Raw genomic sequence first — 17748 nt, 5'->3', positions numbered from 1 at the left:
ACAGCGCCCAGTTCACTGCCGGAGGTCTGACGACCCCTCAGCACTGGCGCGTTCGTCCTCGTCCAAGGAGTGTGCTCCGTGGAACACCCGCACACGTTCAAAAGATACAAGTCCCTGTTCATCGCCTTACTCTCCACCGTGCTGGCCGCTGCGGGCATCTCGCTCGTGGCGACCTCGGCGCAGGCGGCCAGCGGCTGCCGCGTCGACTACAGCGTCACCAACGAGTGGCCCGGCGGCTTCGGCGCGAATGTGAGCGTTATCAATCTGGGCGAGCCGATCAACGCCTGGCAGCTCTCCTGGACCTTCGCCACCGGACAGACCATCACTGAGCTGTGGAGCGGCTCCTTCACCCAGACCGGCACCAAGGTCTCGGTGACCAATGCCTCCTGGAACGGCGGCCTGGCCACCGGCGCGTCCACCAGCTTCGGCTTCAACGGCGCCTACAGCGCCGCCGACCCCGTCCCCACCGCGTTCACCCTCAACGGCACCACCTGCACCGGCGCCGTCACGACCACCCCGCCGACCACGACGCCCCCGACCACTCCCCCGACAACCCCGCCCACCACTCCCCCCACGACACCGCCGACCACACCGCCGACCACACCGCCGACCACACCGCCGACGAGCGGTACGTGTTCTCTCCCGTCGACCTACCGGTGGTCCTCAACGGGCGCGTTGGCGCAGCCTGCCAACGGATGGTTGTCCCTGAAGGACTTCACCAGCGTGGTCTACAACGGCAAACACCTGGTCTACGCCTCCAACGTGTCGGGAACCTCCTACGGCTCGATGGCGTTCAGCCCCTTCACGAACTGGTCCGACATGGCCTCGGCCGGCCAGACCGGGATGAGCCAGTCCGCCGTGGCACCCACGCTCTTCTACTTCGCACCCAAGAAGATCTGGATCCTCGCCTACCAGTGGGGTGCCTGGCCCTTCATCTACCGCACCTCGACAGACCCCACCAACCCCAACGGCTGGTCCTCGCCCCAGGCCCTGTTCACCGGCAGCCTCCCCGACTCGGGCACCGGCCCCATCGACCAGACCCTCATCGCCGACGGCCAGAACATGTACCTGTTCTTCGCCGGCGACAACGGCAAGATCTACCGCGCCAGCATGCCCATCGGGAACTTCCCCGGCAGCTTCGGCTCCTCCTACACCACTGTCATGAGCGACTCCACCAACAACCTCTTCGAGGCCGTCCAGGTCTACAAGGTGCAGAACCAGAACCAGTACCTCATGATCGTCGAGGCCATGGGCGCCGGCGGACGCTACTTCCGCTCCTTCACCGCCACCAGCCTCAACGGCGCCTGGACCCCCCAAGCCGCCAGTGAGAACAACCCCTTCGCAGGCAAGGCCAACAGCGGCGCCACCTGGACCAACGACATCAGCCACGGCGACCTCGTCCGCGACAACCCCGACCAGACCATGACCATCGACCCCTGCAACCTCCAACTCCTCTACCAGGGCAAGAACCCCAACGCGGGCGGCGCCTACGACCAACTCCCCTGGCGTCCGGGCCTCCTCACCCTCCAACGGTGACCTACCCCGCCACCGCGTCAAACGGCCGGCCCGGAAGTCACCGGGCCGGCCGTCGTACGGGAGCGGATGGTGTGTCAGGACACCGTGCAGGCAGTGCCGTTGAGCGTGAACGCGGTGGGGGCGGAGGTGCCGGTGCCCGTCCCCTGGAAACCGAAGCCGGTCGAGCCGCCCGCGGCGACCACCGCGTTGTAGCCCAGATCGGTCGCTGTCACGGCCGCGCCGGACTGTTGGGTGCCGGCGTTCCACGCGCTGGTGATCTTCTGGTCGCCGGGAAAGGTCCACTTGAGCGACCAGCCGTTGACGGCGCTGCCGCCGGTGTTGCGTACGGTCACGTCCGCGGTGAAACCGCCCGTCCAAGCGCTGGCGATCTTGTAACTGACAGCGCAGCCCGCACCGGCCGGCGGGGGCGTCGTGGGCGGAGCGGTGGTCGGCGGAGTCGTCGGCGGGGTGGTGGGCGGAGTCGTCGGCGGGGTCGTCGGCGGAGCAGTGGTCGGCGGGGTGGTCGGCGGGGTCGGGTCCGACGCTCCGGCGGAGGCCAGAGCGTAGGCCACGTCCGGCAGGAAGGTACCCGCGGCGCCCGCGCAGCCGTCCGCCTCACCCGGCGGCTTCACCCAGAGGAAGGCGTCGATGGCGGAGTCCCCGGTGCTGGTCGTCGGGTAGGCGCCGATCGCCCGGCCGGAGGGATCGCACCACGCCCCGCCGGAGGCCGGACCGTTGCCGTTGCGGCTGGTGTCCACCACGGCGTGCAGATTGGCCGGATTGCCCAACGCGGCCAGCACGTTCTTGGCGAAGTTGACCTCGTTCGACGTGGTGTTGAAGTTGGAGACGTTGGTGAACAGCCCGTCGGCATTGGTCAGAATGCCGGCGCTGCGCAGCCGATTGGCCTGCTCCGAGGCGCTGTTCCAGGCCGAGTGGCCGCCGTCCAGATAGACCTTGGCGTTGGGCGCGGCGGCGTGGATGGCGGAGCCCGCCCGGGAGAGCGAGGCGAACCGGTCGGCCTGCTGCTGCGCGGACAGGCAGGTGGTCAGGGCGATCGAGTCGGGCTCCAGGATGATGATCGACCGCTCGCTGCCGAGACCGGCGGCGAAGTTGCGCACCCAGGCGTCGTACGAGGCCAGGTCCGGCGCGCCACCGGCCGAGGCGCCGCCGCAGTCGCGGTTGGGGATCTCGTACACGGCCAGTACCGGCACCTGTCCGCTGGCGGCAGCGGGTCCGGTGATCGCCTTGACGTCGTTGGTGACCGTGGCGGGGCGGTAGTTGGAGAACCAGACGGCTTGCGGCTGGGAGGCGATCCGCCGCGAGATGACCGGCTGCCGGGAGTCGCCCGGATTCGCGGCGACCCAGCGGGCGACCTGGGACTGGGGGTCCTTGTAGAGCTGGGTCCCGCTGGGGAGGCTGCCCTGCACCGCGGCGCCCGCGGTGATCTCGGTGCCCAGCGCGATGCCGGCGGCGGCCAGTCCCGTGACCAGGCCGAACACCGCGGCCTTGCGGAGCCGGGACGCGCGCGCGGGGCCTGCGGCTGTCCCGCCGGGACGTGGATTTCGGGTGAGGCGTGACACAGTTGTCCTCCGTGCTCTCGTGGGGGGAGAGTGCCCTCGGGAGGTGAGGGCCGGCCGCGCCAGGAGCGTGGGAGCGCTCCCGCGAAGCCTGGTCGAGCCTAACCAGACTGACGACCGCGCGTAATCCCTTGCGCGGGATGCGTTGGGGTCCCGACCACGGGTGAACCGGACATCCTGGGCGACGCCGGCCTGCTGACCTCGCTGACAGGTGTGCCCGACCAGTGTTTTCGTTAACGCTCACAGATCTTCAAGGCCGGAGAACTCCCTCACGACATGGGATCGCCGGGTGTTTCATTTCCTGCGAGCAGGGTTGACAGCGCGTCCACGGTGATGGAAGCTGCCGCCGTCGCCCAAATACATCCCATCTTCCCCTTTCGAGATCACCCTCTTGCAAAGGTCCGGATGTTAGCGCTCACGTACTGCTGCGAGCCAAGTCCGTGGCTACGCCGTGCCCACCGCCGGCAGGAATCGTTTCGGCCGACCGCCGCCGCAGCGGACTGACGCGGGTGGCTTCTGTCCCCCCACACAGAAGGAAGCGCCCATGAGACGCAGATCCCTCCTCATGCCCGTTCTGGCCGCGCTGGCCATGGTCCTGGCAGCCGCCGGCACCGCCCTGAGCCTCGGTACGAGCGCGGCGCCCTCGGCCGTGAGAGCCGCCGCGGCCACCGCCGGGTGCGGCAAGGCTCCGACGCTGGCGAGCGGCACGCACTCGATCCAGAGCAGCGGCCAGAACCGCAGCTACATCCTGAGAGTCCCGGCCAACTACGACAACAGCCGCCCCTACCGGCTGGTCTTCGGATTCCACTGGGTCGGCGGCACCGCGAACGACGTCGACTCCGGCGGAACCGACGGATACAACTGGTCCTACTACGGGCTCAGGCGGCTGGCCGACAGCGCGGGCAACGGCACGATCTTCGTCGCGCCCCAGGGCATCAACAACGGCTGGGCCAACTCCGGCGGCCAGGACGTGACCTTCGTCGACGACATGATCGGGCAGATCGAGTCCGGCCTGTGCGTCGACACCACACAGCTCTACTCCTCCGGGTTCAGCTACGGCGGGTCCATGACCTACGCGCTCGCCTGTGCGCGGGCGACGGTGTTCCGCGCCGTCGCCGTGTACTCCGGCGCCAACCTCAGCGGGTGCAGTGGCGGTACCCAGCCCATCGCCTACATGGGCCTGCACGGTCTCCGGGACAACGTGCTGCCCATCGCCGGCGGACGCGCACTGCGTGACCAGTTCGTCAGGAACAACGGCTGCACCCCGCAGAATCCGCCCGAGCCGGCCTCCGGCAGCCTCACCCACATCGTCACCGCCTACTCCGGATGCCGGTCCGGATACCCGGTGGTCTGGGCCGCTTTCGACGGAGCGGGCCACGACCCCGGCCCGATCGACGGATCGACCGGGGACGGCTGGCACACCTGGACATCGGGCGAGGTGTGGAAATTCTTCACCCAGTTCGACTCCACCACCCCGCCGACCACACCTCCGCCGACCACGCCTCCGCCGACAGGAGGCGCCCAGACCGTCGTGGGCCAGCAGTCCGGCCGCTGCCTCGACATCTCCAACTCCACGACCGCCAACGGCACCCAGGCCCAACTGTGGGACTGCAACAGCGGTGCCAATCAGCGCTGGACCTACACCTCGGGCAAGCAGCTCATGGTCTACGGCAACAAGTGCCTTGACGCATCGGGCCAAGGCACCGCCAACGGCACCGCGGCGGTGATCTGGGACTGCAACGGCCAGGCCAACCAACAATGGAACCTCAACTCCAACGGCACCGTCACCGGTGCGCAGTCGGGCCTGTGCCTCGACGCCAGCGGCGCGTCCACTGCCAACGGCACGAAGATCCAACTGTGGAGCTGCACGGGCGGATCCAACCAGCAGTGGAGCCTGCGGAGCTGAACGGGACGCCGACGCCGGGTAACCGACCGGTTCCGTCGGCTGTCGCCACAAACGGGGGTCGTCCTCGGCCGGTGGGGGCCGGGGACGGCTCTCGCGTCCCCGCGGGCCGGGGACGCGCCCTTCACATCACGCGCTGTCCTGCCGTGCGACGTGCTCGCGCAGCCACCGTTCGGTCGTGCTCACATGGACCAGCGCCGCGGCCTCCGCCAAGGCACGGTCCCTGGCGAGCAGGGCGTTGTAGATCGCCCGGTGTTCCGCGATGGTCCGGTCGCCGGCCCTGTCGTCGATCAGACCGCGCCACACCCGGGCACGTACCGTGCGACTGGAGATGCCCTCGAGCAGGGTGGCCAGCGTGCTGTTCCTCGCGGAGGCGATCACCGCACGGTGGAACGCGGCGTCGTGCTTGTTGAGCAGTTCGACGTCGTCGCTGACGCGGGCCATCGCGTCCAGGTGGTATGCGATCTCGGCCAGGTCCTCCTCGGTGATCCGGCCCGCGGCCAGGCCCGTGGCGACCGGCTCGAAGAGTCTGCGGACCTCGGTCAGCTCCAGCAACGTGTCGCCATGCAGCAGTTCCACCGCCGACCCCAGGCTCTCCAGTAGCAGCGCGGGCTCCAGGCTGGTCACATAGGTGCCGTCCCCGCGCCGGATCTCCAGAACCCGTGCGACGACGAGGGCTTTGACCGCCTCGCGCATGAGGTTGCGGGAGAGCCCGAGGTCCGATGCCAACTGTTGTTCCGGTGGCAGTTTCGCGCCGGGGAGAAGCTCTCCGGACTGGATCAGCTCCCGAATCCGGGCGATGGCCTTGTCAGTCAGTGACATCGATGGGTCCCCCACTCCCCCGCGGGTGCCGCACGGGATCGGCGTCCATCCCCGCTCCGACAGACATGGGATGGATGTCCCGTGGGTCCAGACCCTACCTCCGGGCGAACCGGGCCGGGGGTCAGTCCTTGACGGCGCCGGCGGTGACTCCGGCGGCGACGTAGCGCTGAGCGAGGACGAGCAGGACGGCCGCGGGAATCGACGCGACGACGGCGGTCGCCATGATGGCGTTCCATTCCTGGTTGTTGTTGCCGATGTATTTGTAGATGCCCAGCGTGATGGGGCGCATGTCGCCACCGCTGTCGAGGGTGTTGGCGAACACGAAGTCCGACCACGCCCACAGGAAGGTGAACAGGGAGACGGTCACGACCGCGTTGCGGGAGACCGGCAGGACGATGGCGGTGAAGGTACGCCAGGTGTTCGCGCCGTCGATCTTCGCGGCGGCGGTCAGCTCGTCGGGGATTCCGGACATGAACGCGCTGAAGATCATGACGCCGAACGGCACGGCGATGGTGGAGTCGGCGATGATCAGTCCCCACCAGGTGTTCATGATCCGCAGATTGAGGAAGATGCCGTAGAAGCCCATCGCCATGACGATGCCGGGGACCATCTGGGCGATCAGCAGGAGGAGGCCGACCAGCCCGGCCCCGCGCGGCCGCAGCTTGGCCAGCGCGTAGCCCGCCGGAGCGGCCAGCAGCAGGGTCAGCGCGACCGTGCCGAGTCCGATGAGCAGACTGGTGCCGAGGTAGGGCAGTTGATCGTTGAGGACAGACCGGTAGCCGCTGAAAGTGGGGTGCAGCGGCACCAGGTCCGGCGGGTCCTTGCGCATGTCCTGCTGCGGGGTGAGCGAGACGTTGATCATCCAGTACACCGGGAAGAGCATGAGCGCGGTGAGCACGATCCCGACGACGGTGTTGCGGCGGGAGCGGAAGACGCGGGACGTCATGCCGCCTGCCTCCTCTGGAGTCGGATGTAGAACAGCCCGAAGGCCAGGGCGATGAGGATCAGGATGTTGCCGACCGCGGCGCCGGGACCGAACGCGGGCAGCAGCGAGCCGAATCCCAGTCGATAGGACCAGGTGGCAAGCGTCGAGGAGGAGTCTCCCGGTCCGCCCTTGGTCATGATCCAGATCAGGTCGAACACCTTGAGGGTGTAGATGAGGCCGAGCAGCACGGTGATCGCCGAGACCGGCCGCAGCAGCGGGAAGGTGATGCGCCGGAACTGCTGCCAGCCGGTCGCACCGTCCAGCGACGCCGCCTCGTACAACTCGCCGGGGATGTTCTGCAACCCGCTGTAGAGGATGACGAGATTGAACGGGATGCCGATCCAGATGTTCGCGATGATCACCGACGTCAGTGCCCACGACGGCGACGTCAGCCAGCTCACCTTCGCCACCCCGATGAGGCCCAGGGCGTAGTTGACCACGCCGGACTCGCTGTTGAGCATCCACGACCAGGTCGAGGCCGAGACGATGAGCGGCAGCAGCCAGGGGATCAGGAACAGCGCCCGCAGCGTCGGCGCCAGCCGGAAACCACGGTGGAAGAACACCGCGAGGGCGAGCCCCAGCACGTACTGGAAGAGGATCGACACCAGCGTGAAGACGATCGTGTTGCGCAGCGCGGTGGAAAAGGTCGGGTCGTGGAGGACCTGGTCGAAGTTGTGCCAGCCGGAGAACGGCGCCCCGCCCTGTACGAACGAGCGCACGGTGTAGTGCCGTACGGAAAGGTCCACATTGCGGTACAGCGGGTACGCGTAGAACGCGCCGAGGTAGATCCCCACCGGAGCCAGAAACCCCCAGGCGGCGAGCTGTGTCGTACGGGATCCGCCGACGCGGCCGTGGCCGTGGCGTCGGCGGACCGTACGGCTCGGTGCGGGTGGGGTCCGTTCACGGCCGGCCCCGGATGAGCCCGGCGGCCACTGGAGGCCATCGGCGCGGGCGGTGTCCATAGGTGCTCCTCGGTCAGTGGTCCGCCTGGGCGGACGCCGGTACCGGCATGGAAAGTACCTGCGCCGTCGCGACACCCCGGCAGGCGTGGGGTGCCGCGACGGCGGCGGGTCCGCCGTGCCGCCGGGACGGGCGGCGACACGGCGGGGTCGCGTCTGTCCGGCGCCCCGATCGGGCCGGCCCGGCGCCGGAGCCACGGGGCGGGACGCGGGGGGCCGTCCCCCGCTCAGTTCTGGTGGCTGTCGGCCGCGCTCTGGGCCGCCTTCAGCGCCGCTTCCGGGCTCTTGCCTCCGGACAGGGCCGACTGCACCGCGGTCCACAACTGCTCGGAGATCACCGGGTACTTGGTGCCGAGCCCGTCGCTGGTCCGGCCGCGGGCGGCTGCCACGGCGTCGACCCACGGCTTCAGCTCGGGGTCCTTGCTGACCTGCTGGCTCTGCACCGTGTTCGTAGGGGCGATGTAGGACAGCGTGGTGTCGGTGGCCAGCAGGTTGGCGTCACTGGTCAGACAGGACACGATCCTCGCGGAGGTCTTGTACCGTGCGGCGTCCTTCTGCACGGGCACGGTGGCGAATTCCCCTCCGGTCGGCGCGGGTGCGGCTCCGCCCGCGCGGGCGGGAATGCTGATCACTCCGTACGGGAACCCGGTCTTCTTGGCGTTGGCCAACTGCCATGTGCCGTTCTCGCCGAACGCGTACTGGCCGGTGGCGAACTCCTGCCAGCTCGTGGTCTGCGTGTTGCTCAGCACGTCGTTGGGCGCCAGGCCCTGGGAGACCCAGCCCTTCCACAGCGACAGCGCGGCCTGCCCCTCGGCACTGTCCACGTGGGTCAGATCGCCCTTGGCGCCCCAGAACCAGGGCAGGAACTGGAAACTGCCCTCCTCGGTACCGATCGCGGAGAACGTGATGCCCTTCTTGCCGACGGCCTTCACCTTGTTCAGCGCCACGTTCAGGGAGTCCCAGTCCTTGACCGACGCGGGGTCGACGTGGGCGGCCTCCAGGACGTCCTTGTTGTAGTAGAGCGCCAGGGTGTTGGCCCCGATGGGGACGCCGTAGGCCGAGCCGTCCAGGGTGCCCGCACCGATGATGTTGACCTGGATCGACGTGGTGATCACGCCGACGTCGCTCATCTTGCTGAGTATCCCGGCCTGCACGAGGGTGGACACGACGGGGTTGTCCACGAGCATCACGTCCGGGGCGTTGCCCTGCTGCGCGGCCAGCAGAGCCTTGTTGCCCAGGTCAGTCGTGTCGTACGCGGTGCGCTTGACCGTGACGCCGGCCTTGGCGCCGCAGGAGGCGACCAGTTTCGCCCACGCCGAGGAGCCGTCGAACTGCGGGTAGGGGTCCCAGAAGGTGTAGGTCCCCGAGGCGGCGGACGAGGACGAGCCGCCGCCGGAACCGCCGCAGGCGGTGACCCCGGCCAGGGCGGTACAGGCCGCGACGGCAGCGATGACGAAGCGTGTGTGTCTCATGGCGGTCCTTGGCTTGTGCGTGACGGGTGTGGGAGGGAGAGAGGGAGGGAGGTGCTGCGGTGGGATGGGGTGGGATGGGGGTGGGGCTGCGGTCTAGCGGGTGGGGATCCACACCCGCATCGATCCGTCCTGCCGGTTGGCCCACGTGTAGTAGGGGACGGCGGTCAGCACGAGGGCGCCGTCCCCGGGCCCGGTGTGCTGGGCGGCCGGGGTGCGGGTGAGGTCGGCCGGGGCGCGGTAGGGCCACCAGCCGTCGTTCGGCACGGTGCGCCGATAACCGGCGGCGGTCACGGTGATGACGCCGCCGAGCAGTTCGGGACGTGATTCCTCGGCGAGTGGCCGGGCGGCGTCGATGACGATGTCGTCCAGCCCGCCGCCGGGGTTGTCGAAGCCTTCGAGGCAGTACACGAGCGGGCCTCGCTCAAGGGCGACACAACCGCGGACGGAGTCGACCCGCGGGTCGGCGGCGACCAGGCGCGGCGCCATGTCCAGCTCAAGCGTCACCTCGTCGCCCGGGGCCCACCTCCGTTCGACGCGCAGCCAGCCGGACTCCGACACGGTGGCCGCGGCGTCCTGCCCCGCCACCGAGATCCGGTGACCCGCGCACCATTGCGGGATGCGCAGGGACAGGGTCCACGGTCTGTCAGCGGGGCCGTCCTCGACGGAGAGCCGCACGACACCGGACCACGGGTAGTCGGTGTGAGCGCTAACAATAACCGGCTCGCCCGCCACCTCGCCGACGTAGCGGCCGGTGGCGTACTGATGGATCTGCAGGCCGTCGGAGTCACTGGACGCGATGTAGTGCTCCAGGCTGGCCAGCAGTCGCATGACGTTGGGCGGACAGCAGGCGCAGCGGAACCACCGGGTGCGGCGCGCGGACTGGTCGCCCCCGGTATCGGCGTGGCCGTCACGGACCTGGAGCGGGTTGACGTACAGCCATCGCTCGCCGTCCAGCGAGACTCCGGCGAGGAAGCCGTTGAAGAGCGTGCGCTCGATCAGGTCGCTGTAGCGGGCGTCGCCGGTGAGCAGCGCCATCCGCCAGCCGAAGTGCACCGACGCGACGGCGGCGCAGGTCTCGCAATAGGCCCGCTCGTTCGGGAGCTCGAAGGGGTCCCCGAAGTCCTCCTCGTCATGATGGGCGCCGAGACCGCCGGTGATGTGGGTCTTGGTGGCGACCATGGCCGCCCACAGCCGCTCGCACGCCGCCAGCAGCCCGCGGTCGCCCGTCTCGGTCGCGAGGTCGGCGGCGCCGGCCAGCAGGTACAACTGGCGTACCGCGTGGCCCTCGACGTTCTCCTGGTCCCGCAGCGGCAGCCGGTCCTGGCAGTACGCCTCGCCGCCGAGCAGCCCGTGCCCGTGGCGTTCCACGAAGTATCCGGCCAGGTCGAGGTAGCGTCGCTCGCCGGTCTCCCGGTACAGCTCGACCAGCGCCGTCTCGACCTCCGGGTGACCGTCGAACCCGTCGATCTGCTTGTCGCGGCCGAAGACGGAGTCCAGGTGGTCCGCGAACCGCACCGCCACCTCCAGCAGTTCCTTGCCGCCCGTCGCCCGGTGGTGGGCGACCGCCGCCTGGATGAGGTGGCCGGCGCAGTACAGCTCGTGCCCCCAGCGCAGGTCCTCGTAGCGACGGCCGTCCTTCGTGACCTGGAACCAGGTGTTGAGGTATCCGTCCGGCTGCTGGGCGTCCGCGACCAGGGCGGTGATCCGGTCGACCTGGGCGGCCAGTTCGACGTCCGCGGCGCCGCCGGACGCGCCGAGCCGCCAGGCGGCGGCCTCCAGCCACTTGTAGACGTCCGAGTCCATGAAGGGGTAGTCACCCCGGAACGCTCCCCGCGCGGTATGCGCGGCCAGCCGCAGATTGTGGAGGTTTCCGGCCGATTCCAGCAGTCGTGGTCCCTGCGGGATGCCGACTCGGGCGTTGACCTCGCGGCGGCCGTGCCAGAACCCTCCCGTGACGTCGGCCGCGACGACGGGGCGCAGGGCCACTGCGGCGCCGCGGCCCGGACGGACGGGCCCGGCCGGAACAAGTGGTGTCGGTTTGCTGTGGGACATGGATCTCCCCGGAATGCACGGTCGATATGAGGTGCGTCGCCGGGTCGGCGACACCGCGGACCGCGTCCGCGCGATTTCGCAGCGGCCACCGACGATCCGTAGGGCCGCGAAACGTGAGCAATGGTTTTCTTGCAGGAAACCTAGAAGCGCCGAGTCAGGCGAGTCAAGACCTCCTGCAGACCCCGCATCAACTTCCGCGTAACGCTTGGGATACATGCCGCGTCCTGGCAGGATGGGTACAGACCTGTATGTGAGAAAAGGATTGTCCGTGACAGAGACTGATCGGCGCCTGTCGGCGGGACGTGTGACGCTGACGGACGTGGCCGTCGTGGCGGGCGTCAGCGTGGGCACGGCGTCCAAGGCGCTGAATGGCAACGGCCGTATGCGGCCCGAGACCCGGGAGCGGGTACTCGAAGCGTCGCGCCGCCTGGGCTTCCAGCCCAACGAGCAGGCCCGGGGCCTGCTGGCGGGACGGACCTGGACCGTCGGTCTGATCACCACAGACGGCATCGGCCGGTTCAGCACGCCGGTGCTGCTCGGCGCGGAGGACGCCCTCGGCGCGGGCAAGATCTCGGTCCTGCTGTGCGACACGCGCGGTGACGCGATTCGCGAGCGGCACTACGTACAGACCCTGATGGCCCGCCGGGTGGACGGCATCATCGTCACCGGACGGCGTACGGACCCCCGGCCCGCGTTGCAGGGTCTGCGGGAGATCCCGACCGTCTACGCGCTGGCCCCCTCGGAGGACCCCGCGGACATGTCGGTGGCCTCCGACGACGAGGGCGGAGCCCGGCTGGCGGTGGAGTACCTCATCGGTTCGGGACGCCGGTGCATCGCCCATGTCTCCGGTCCTGCCCATCACGCGGCGGCCCGCCACCGGGCGCGCCTGACCGAGGAACTGCTCGGCCAGGCCGGGCGTGAGCCGTCGGGCGGCCAGGTGTACTTCGGCGACTGGAGCGAGGCGTGGGGGCGGCGGGCCGCCCTGCGCGTGCTGCGTACCGCGCCGGACACCGACGCCTTCTTCTGCGGCAACGACCAGATCGCCCGCGGAGTCGCCGACACCCTGCGCGAAGAGGGCCGTCGCGTGCCGGACGACATCGCTGTCATCGGCTACGACAACTGGGACATCATGGCGCTCGCGTCCCGTCCCCCGCTGACGACGATCGACATGAACCTGGGCGAGATCGGGCGCATCGCCGCGCTGCGGCTGCTGGACGCCATCGACGGCGGAGGTTCGGGTGGCGTGCAGACCGTTCCGTGCAGGCTGATCATGCGCGAGTCGGCCTGAGCGGTACCGGCGCACCGCCGCTGCCGGGCGGCGCCAGGACGTGCCGGAACGTGCCGGAACGTGCTGGGGCCGGCTGCCCGCGGGGCGGCCCGGCCGCCGCGCTCCGGACGTTTCGGGGCGCGGCGGTCGGGCCTGGCGGTACAGCCCGTGTCAGCGGGCGGTGAGCTTCCACAGATGGTCGGCGGTGCCGTTGTCGTCCCATTGAAGAACCTGGGCGCCGGAGGCGGTACTCATGTTGGTCACGCCCAGCAGCAGGCCGCTGTTGGAGTTGGCGATCTTGTAGTAGCCGCCGCTGTCGGCGGTCAGCCGCCACAGGTGGTCGGCGGTGCCGTTGTCGCCCCAGATGAGTGCGGTCGCACCGTCCGCGGTGCTCGCGTTGGTGATCCCGAGGAGCAGTCCGCTGGCCTGGTTGCGGATCTTGTACAGTCCGGAACCGGCTGACACCAGCGTCCACTTCTGGGTGGCCGAGGAGCTGACGGTGGCCTGGTCGACCAGCGTGCCCTGGCCCGTGCCGCCGTTCGCGGTGTCGAGCGCCAGCCCGCTGTTCTTGTTGGCGATCTGGTAGGTGCCGTCGAGGGTGGTGGTGCCGCCGCCTGTCGTGGCCGGTGTGATGACCAGGTGATAGCCGTCGGTGGTGTTCGTGGTCACCGGGACCGTGATGGATCCGCCGTTCACCGTGTAGTTCGACTCGGAGAGCGTGATCGGACCCGACACGGCGGTCGTCCGCCCGCGGGACGGCGTGTACTCGACCTTGACATGGACGGACGACCCCAACGCGGAAAGGGTGTTGAGCCCGTTGACCGTCACGGCCGAGTCACCGTTGCCGCCGCCGAAGATGACGTCGACCTCGTTGCCGGCGCTGTTGCGCGACGCGGCGCCGTCGATGCCGGTCTGCGCCGGGGCGGTCGTGGTGAGCATGCTCCCGCTCATGTCTCCGTACCACTTGTACAGCCAGTACGCGCCGTTGGGGCTGCCGCCCTGACCGGTGAGGAGGTCTCCGAGGGCGCCGGACTGGTTCCAGAAGGCGAGTTCGGCGTCGTGGACGCCCAGCCGCTCGAACTTCGCGATGTAGCCCACCAGAGCGCCGGGGATGCCGACTTCGGAGGGGGCGGCGTACTCCTCGATCGCGATGGGGCGAGGGCTGATGCCGTACTTGTTCTCCAGGTTGGTCACCGTGGTGACGTCACCGGCGATCTTCGAGGACCTCGTCAGTTCGTGCCAGGCGATGATGTCCGGCACGGTGTTGGTCGCCACCGCGTTGCGCAGGAAGTTGTCCATGTCGCTGATGTTGTCCGAGAAGCTCGGACCCTGGATCGGCGTCGTGGCGTCCTTGGAGCGGATCTCACGGTAGGTCGTGGTCCAGAAGTCCTCGAACGTGCCGTTGGCCGAATTCCAGGTGCCGTCGGACTCGTTCCACGGGGCGTACGCGGCCAGGTTGGTGATCCCGGACGCCTTGGTCCTGGCGATCTGGTCGTCGACCACGCTCAGCCAGTTGCTCCAAGTGAACTGGTAGGGCCAGCCCGCGTAGTAGTCGGACAGCCGGTTGACGACCTTGGCCCCGGCTCTGGCGGCCTTCGGCGCGACGACGAGGATGTCGCCGGAACCCTGCTGATGGCCACCGGCGGGCATCTGCACGAAGGTGTTCGGCTTGATCGCCTGCACCAGATTGTCTGCGGGTGCGGTGGCGTTGGCGAGCCCGTACAGCGATCCGGTGGCGACATGGGTCACCGGGCGCAGCACTTGACCGGCGTTGACCACCAGGGTCGTGGACGGAGTGGGAGCGGCTTGGGCGGATGTGCCGGCGAACGCGGCCGAAGCCACGCCCAGTAGTGCTGCGGCTCCCAGGCCGATGGTGCGGCCGAGCGGCCGGCCCGGCTGGAGATGCGCGAATCCACGCATGGCGAAATGCCCTCCTGAGAAGTGGGGGTGATGCCGTACAGCGACCAGTGGCGCCGTCGACACCAGTGCCGCCCGTCCTGCGGCACCGGGTCGACCGGCCTCCACCGTGTGTGCTCTGCGCAACAGAGCAAACGATTTCTCAGCGGACACCGTAGGGCTGCTGTAACACCCGGTCAAGGGAACGCGCACGGCCAGTTCCCCACGGCGCCAGGGCAGTTGATGATCGCTGGCGATCGTGGCCATGCCGGGAAAGATGCGTTTTCCGGCTGGTACTCGGAACGGACGTCGTTCCCCGCCGACGGTCGATCGGCGCCTTCCCTGCCGGATGCGGGCTCCGGGAACAGCGAATCGATTCGCGGATAGTATGATCACGGCTGCGGTATGCCACTGAGGAGCTGCATGAACATCGGGGAGATCGCGCGACGAGCGGGTGTTTCGCGCAGCACGGTGTCGTACGCGCTCAGTGGCAAACGGCCCGTCGCGGCTGGTACGCGTCAACGTATTCAGGACGTGATCGACGAGGTGGGCTACCGCCCCAACGCGACCGCCCGAGCGCTCAAGGAAGGCCGGACCCGCACGATCGGCCTGGTGATCCCCCCGGCCGGCAACCGGCTCACCCATATGCAGTTGGACTTCGTCGCCAGCGTGGTCGACGCGGCCGCCCGCGCGGACCTGGACGTGCTGCTGTCCCCCTCCGGCGGCGACCACGACCGCTCCTTCGAACGGCTGGTTTCCGAAAGCCGGGTCGACGGGGTGATCCTCATGGAGATCCGGCTCGAGGACGCGCGGGTGGGCAGACTCCAGCGTGCGGGACTGCCCTTCGTCGGTATCGGGCATACGTCCGACGACCAGGCGATGTGCTGGATCGACGTCGACTACGCGGGGCTGATCCGCCACACGGTCCATCATCTGGCGGACCTCGGCCACCGGAAGGTGGCGCTGATCAGCCGCTCGCCCGAACTCGTCGCGGCGGGCTACGGCCCGGCGCTCAGGGCCCGCGAGGGGTTCACGGCCGCCCTGGGCGAGCGGGGTCTGGAAGGTGTGGAGGTCACCTGCGGCGACGACGCCCGCTCCGGACAGGAGAGCATCGAGGAACTTCTGGGGTCTCACCCGGACCTCACCGCCGTCACCACCGTCAACGAGGCCGCCCTGCCGGGCATCCAGCGGGCGTTGGCCGACGCGGGGCTGACGGTGCCGTACGACTTCTCGGTCACCGGCGTCGCGGCGCGGATGTGGGCCGAGGACTTCCGTCCGCCCCTCACCGCGGCGGACGTCCCGGCCGTCGACATGGGCGGGAAGGCCGTGACACTGCTCATCGAACGCATTGCCGCGCCCGATACGCCGCCCCGGCACATCCTCCTCGCGCCTCCCATCTCCCTCCGTTCCAGCACCGGCGCCTGCCGTACGCGCGCCTGACCCTGAGGAGTGGGTCTCGGGCCAGGCGCGCGAAGGATCAGGTCAGCCGAGGGTCCATTGCTGGTTGCTGCCGCCGTTGCAGGTCCACAGTTCGGCGAGGGCGCCGTTGGCGGTGGAGGCTCCGGTGACATCGAGGCAGAGACCGGACTGGGTGCCGGTGACCGTGCCGTTGGAGTTCACCTGCCACTGCTGGTTCGCACCGCCGTTACAGGTCCAGGTCACGACCTTCGTACCGGCCGCGGTCTGGTTGTCATACGCGTCCAGGCACAACTGACTGCCGCCGGAGAAGACCGTCAACTGATTCGAGGACGTACGCGACCAGCTCTGGTTGGCCTGACCGTTGCAGTCCCAGATCTGCGGCTGCGTACCCGGCGTGGTCGAGGAATTCGGCACATCCAGGCACTTGCCCGCACCCACCGCGCGCAACGCACCCGTCGTGTTGCCGCCCGTCGATCCGGCCGGAGTCACGTAGACCGCGAAGGCGTCGTGCGCGGCCTGGAACGTGACGGGCACGGAGAGGGCGCCCGATGAGGTGCTCACGTTCTGGTTGTAGACCACCTGCGGGGCGCTGAGCGGGTACTGGTCGGGGATACGTTCGACGGTGACGTTGACGCTGCCGTTGTTCGCCAGCCAGGGCACCGACGCCAGGCCGTTGAAGGTCACGGACGCGGTGCCGGTGTATCCGTTGCTGTCACCGATCACGGCCACCGCCCGCTTGGCGGCGCTGTCCTTCGAGGCTGATATGGCGGTCGAGCCGACCTGACCTGAGGTGTTGACGAGAGTCCCGGTCATGTCCGCGTAGGTGCGAAGGGCCCACCAGTTGCCGTTGGGCTGCCACACTCCGTTCGACTGGGTGAGGACGCCGGTGAGGTTCGGGGTCGTGCAGCACGCCCAGTTGCCCCGCATGGCGTTGGTGTACCCGGACTGGGCGAACCGCGCCAAGTACCAGGCGGTCACCCCGGCGGTCTGCCGGTCGGCTGGCTGGTACTCGTTCGCCGACAGCGGCCGTGCGGAGATGCCGTTCGCCGACAGCGCGTTGGTGAGCGACTGCGCCACGGTCACCGGGTCGTCGACGTCGCCCTCGTCGTGGTTGGTGATCATGTCCGGTACGGTTCCGGCCGCCTTGACGTGGGCGAGCCAGGTGTTCCACTCACCCGGATTGCTCTGCGGAGTGAAGGCGAGCGACGGGCCGACGATCTTGGCGTTGGGGGCGACGCGGCGGATCTCCCGGTAGGCGGTGTCCCACATCTGGAAGTACTGGGGGCTGTTCATCCCCCGGGTCCAGAACACGGAGATGTCGGGCTCGTTGTAGATGTCGTAGACGAACGGGAGACCGGTCGCCTGCAACGCACCCACGGTCGAGTCGATGAAGCTCACCCAGTTGGAGCAGTCACCGTTGTCGCAGGGATACGTCTCGTTGGACGGCTGGCCGCCGTTGTTGCCGTAGAGGTCGCTGACCAGGACCTGGTACTGGGCGTGGTACGGCGGCTGGGTCAGCCTCCGCGCCTGCGCGGTGATCGAGTCGATGTCGGCCTTGGTGGCCGCTCCGTACCGGTACCCGTCCTTGATCCAGCCGCCGGAGAACCAACCGCCGCCACGGAAGGCGTTGATTCCCAGCGGCTGCATGTACTGGTCCGACGGCTGACTGCCGTCCTGCGTGATGCCGTAGAGAAAGCCTTCGCCTACGCCGGTCGACGTCCCGCGCGAGGAACTCAGGTCCACACTCAGCGACTCGCCCGAGGCGGCATGCCCCGCGGTCGGCATCACCAGCAGGGCGGCGAGCCCCACCGCGGCGGCTGCGGCCGTCGCCAATCTGCCTCGTCCGGCTCTCTTTCTCATCAATCTCCTCCTAGGGGGTGC

12 protein-coding genes are annotated in these 17748 nt (G+C 69.0%); 4 read left to right on the top strand and 8 right to left on the bottom strand.

The genetic code is table 11. From position 1 onward, the window contains the following. Window positions 1-78 precede the first annotated feature (78 nt). Entirely contained in the window at window positions 79-1536 is a 1458-nt protein-coding gene (locus BGM09_RS38760; RefSeq protein WP_317452535.1) for a non-reducing end alpha-L-arabinofuranosidase family hydrolase, read from the top strand. A gap of 74 nt (window positions 1537-1610) precedes the next feature. Here the strand turns inward: BGM09_RS38760 and BGM09_RS05085 are convergent, their stop codons facing one another. Beyond that, complete coding sequence (locus BGM09_RS05085; RefSeq protein ID WP_317452534.1) at window positions 1611-3095, bottom strand: glycoside hydrolase family 6 protein; 1485 nt, start codon at window positions 3093-3095, stop codon at window positions 1611-1613. A 562-nt stretch (window positions 3096-3657) separates the two neighbouring features. On the opposite strand from BGM09_RS05085, the gene BGM09_RS05080 reads away from it, so the two are divergent. Beyond that, a complete protein-coding gene (locus tag BGM09_RS05080; RefSeq protein WP_188280241.1) occupies window positions 3658-4998 on the top strand; it encodes a ricin-type beta-trefoil lectin domain protein in 1341 nt (446 codons plus the stop codon). A gap of 126 nt (window positions 4999-5124) precedes the next feature. On the opposite strand, the gene BGM09_RS05075 is transcribed toward BGM09_RS05080, so the two are convergent. The 5 genes from BGM09_RS05075 to BGM09_RS05055 form a co-directional block, all read right to left on the bottom strand. After that, window positions 5125-5817: a FadR/GntR family transcriptional regulator gene (locus BGM09_RS05075; RefSeq protein WP_188280186.1), complete on the bottom strand. Its 693-nt coding sequence runs from the start codon at window positions 5815-5817 to the stop codon at window positions 5125-5127. Window positions 5818-5938: 121 nt separating this feature from the next. Continuing rightward, window positions 5939-6763, bottom strand: coding sequence for a carbohydrate ABC transporter permease (locus tag BGM09_RS05070; protein WP_188280185.1), 825 nt, complete (start codon window positions 6761-6763; stop codon window positions 5939-5941). Beyond that, window positions 6760-7764 (bottom strand): carbohydrate ABC transporter permease, encoded by a 1005-nt coding sequence (locus tag BGM09_RS05065; protein WP_188280184.1) that lies wholly within the window; start codon window positions 7762-7764, stop codon window positions 6760-6762. The genes BGM09_RS05070 and BGM09_RS05065 overlap by 4 nt, the downstream gene beginning before the upstream one ends. Before the next feature lie 224 nt (window positions 7765-7988). Further along, entirely contained in the window at window positions 7989-9233 is a 1245-nt protein-coding gene (locus BGM09_RS05060) for an ABC transporter substrate-binding protein (protein WP_188280183.1), read from the bottom strand. Window positions 9234-9326: 93 nt separating this feature from the next. Then, the gene (locus BGM09_RS05055; RefSeq protein ID WP_188280182.1) at window positions 9327-11285 is read right to left on the bottom strand and encodes a glycoside hydrolase family 127 protein; all 1959 of its coding nucleotides are present in this window, start codon (window positions 11283-11285) and stop codon (window positions 9327-9329) included. A 268-nt stretch (window positions 11286-11553) separates the two neighbouring features. Here BGM09_RS05055 and BGM09_RS05050 point away from each other — a divergent pair, with 268 nt between their 5' ends. Further along, window positions 11554-12573: a LacI family DNA-binding transcriptional regulator gene (locus BGM09_RS05050; RefSeq protein WP_317452533.1), complete on the top strand. Its 1020-nt coding sequence runs from the start codon at window positions 11554-11556 to the stop codon at window positions 12571-12573. A 150-nt stretch (window positions 12574-12723) separates the two neighbouring features. Here the strand turns inward: BGM09_RS05050 and BGM09_RS05045 are convergent, their stop codons facing one another. After that, complete coding sequence (locus tag BGM09_RS05045; RefSeq protein ID WP_188280180.1) at window positions 12724-14472, bottom strand: RICIN domain-containing protein; 1749 nt, start codon at window positions 14470-14472, stop codon at window positions 12724-12726. 381 nt (window positions 14473-14853) lie between these two features. On the opposite strand from BGM09_RS05045, the gene BGM09_RS05040 reads away from it, so the two are divergent. Then, window positions 14854-15888, top strand: a complete 1035-nt coding sequence (locus BGM09_RS05040) for a LacI family DNA-binding transcriptional regulator (RefSeq protein ID WP_411158258.1) — start codon at window positions 14854-14856, stop codon at window positions 15886-15888. A gap of 42 nt (window positions 15889-15930) precedes the next feature. Here the strand turns inward: BGM09_RS05040 and BGM09_RS05035 are convergent, their stop codons facing one another. After that, window positions 15931-17727: a ricin-type beta-trefoil lectin domain protein gene (locus tag BGM09_RS05035; protein ID WP_188280178.1), complete on the bottom strand. Its 1797-nt coding sequence runs from the start codon at window positions 17725-17727 to the stop codon at window positions 15931-15933. Between the last annotated feature and the right edge of the window lie 21 nt (window positions 17728-17748).

The organism is Streptomyces sp. CBMA29 (assembly GCF_014596445.1).
Taxonomy (GTDB): Bacteria; Actinomycetota; Actinomycetes; order Streptomycetales; family Streptomycetaceae; genus Actinacidiphila.
This window is presented reverse-complemented; position numbering and strand designations above follow the sequence as displayed.

Coding starts and splice junctions, on each gene's coding strand:
- BGM09_RS05080 (WP_188280241.1), top strand. CDS start 3,658: ATGCCCGTTCTGGCCGCGCTGGCCATGGTCCTGGCAGCCGCCGGCACC.
- BGM09_RS05075 (WP_188280186.1), bottom strand. CDS start 5,817: ATGTCACTGACTGACAAGGCCATCGCCCGGATTCGGGAGCTGATCCAG.
- BGM09_RS05070 (WP_188280185.1), bottom strand. CDS start 6,763: ATGACGTCCCGCGTCTTCCGCTCCCGCCGCAACACCGTCGTCGGGATC.
- BGM09_RS05065 (WP_188280184.1), bottom strand. CDS start 7,764: ATGGACACCGCCCGCGCCGATGGCCTCCAGTGGCCGCCGGGCTCATCC.
- BGM09_RS05060 (WP_188280183.1), bottom strand. CDS start 9,233: ATGAGACACACACGCTTCGTCATCGCTGCCGTCGCGGCCTGTACCGCC.
- BGM09_RS05055 (WP_188280182.1), bottom strand. CDS start 11,285: ATGTCCCACAGCAAACCGACACCACTTGTTCCGGCCGGGCCCGTCCGT.
- BGM09_RS05045 (WP_188280180.1), bottom strand. CDS start 14,472: ATGCGTGGATTCGCGCATCTCCAGCCGGGCCGGCCGCTCGGCCGCACC.
- BGM09_RS05040 (WP_411158258.1), top strand. CDS start 14,854: ATGCCACTGAGGAGCTGCATGAACATCGGGGAGATCGCGCGACGAGCG.
- BGM09_RS05035 (WP_188280178.1), bottom strand. CDS start 17,727: ATGAGAAAGAGAGCCGGACGAGGCAGATTGGCGACGGCCGCAGCCGCC.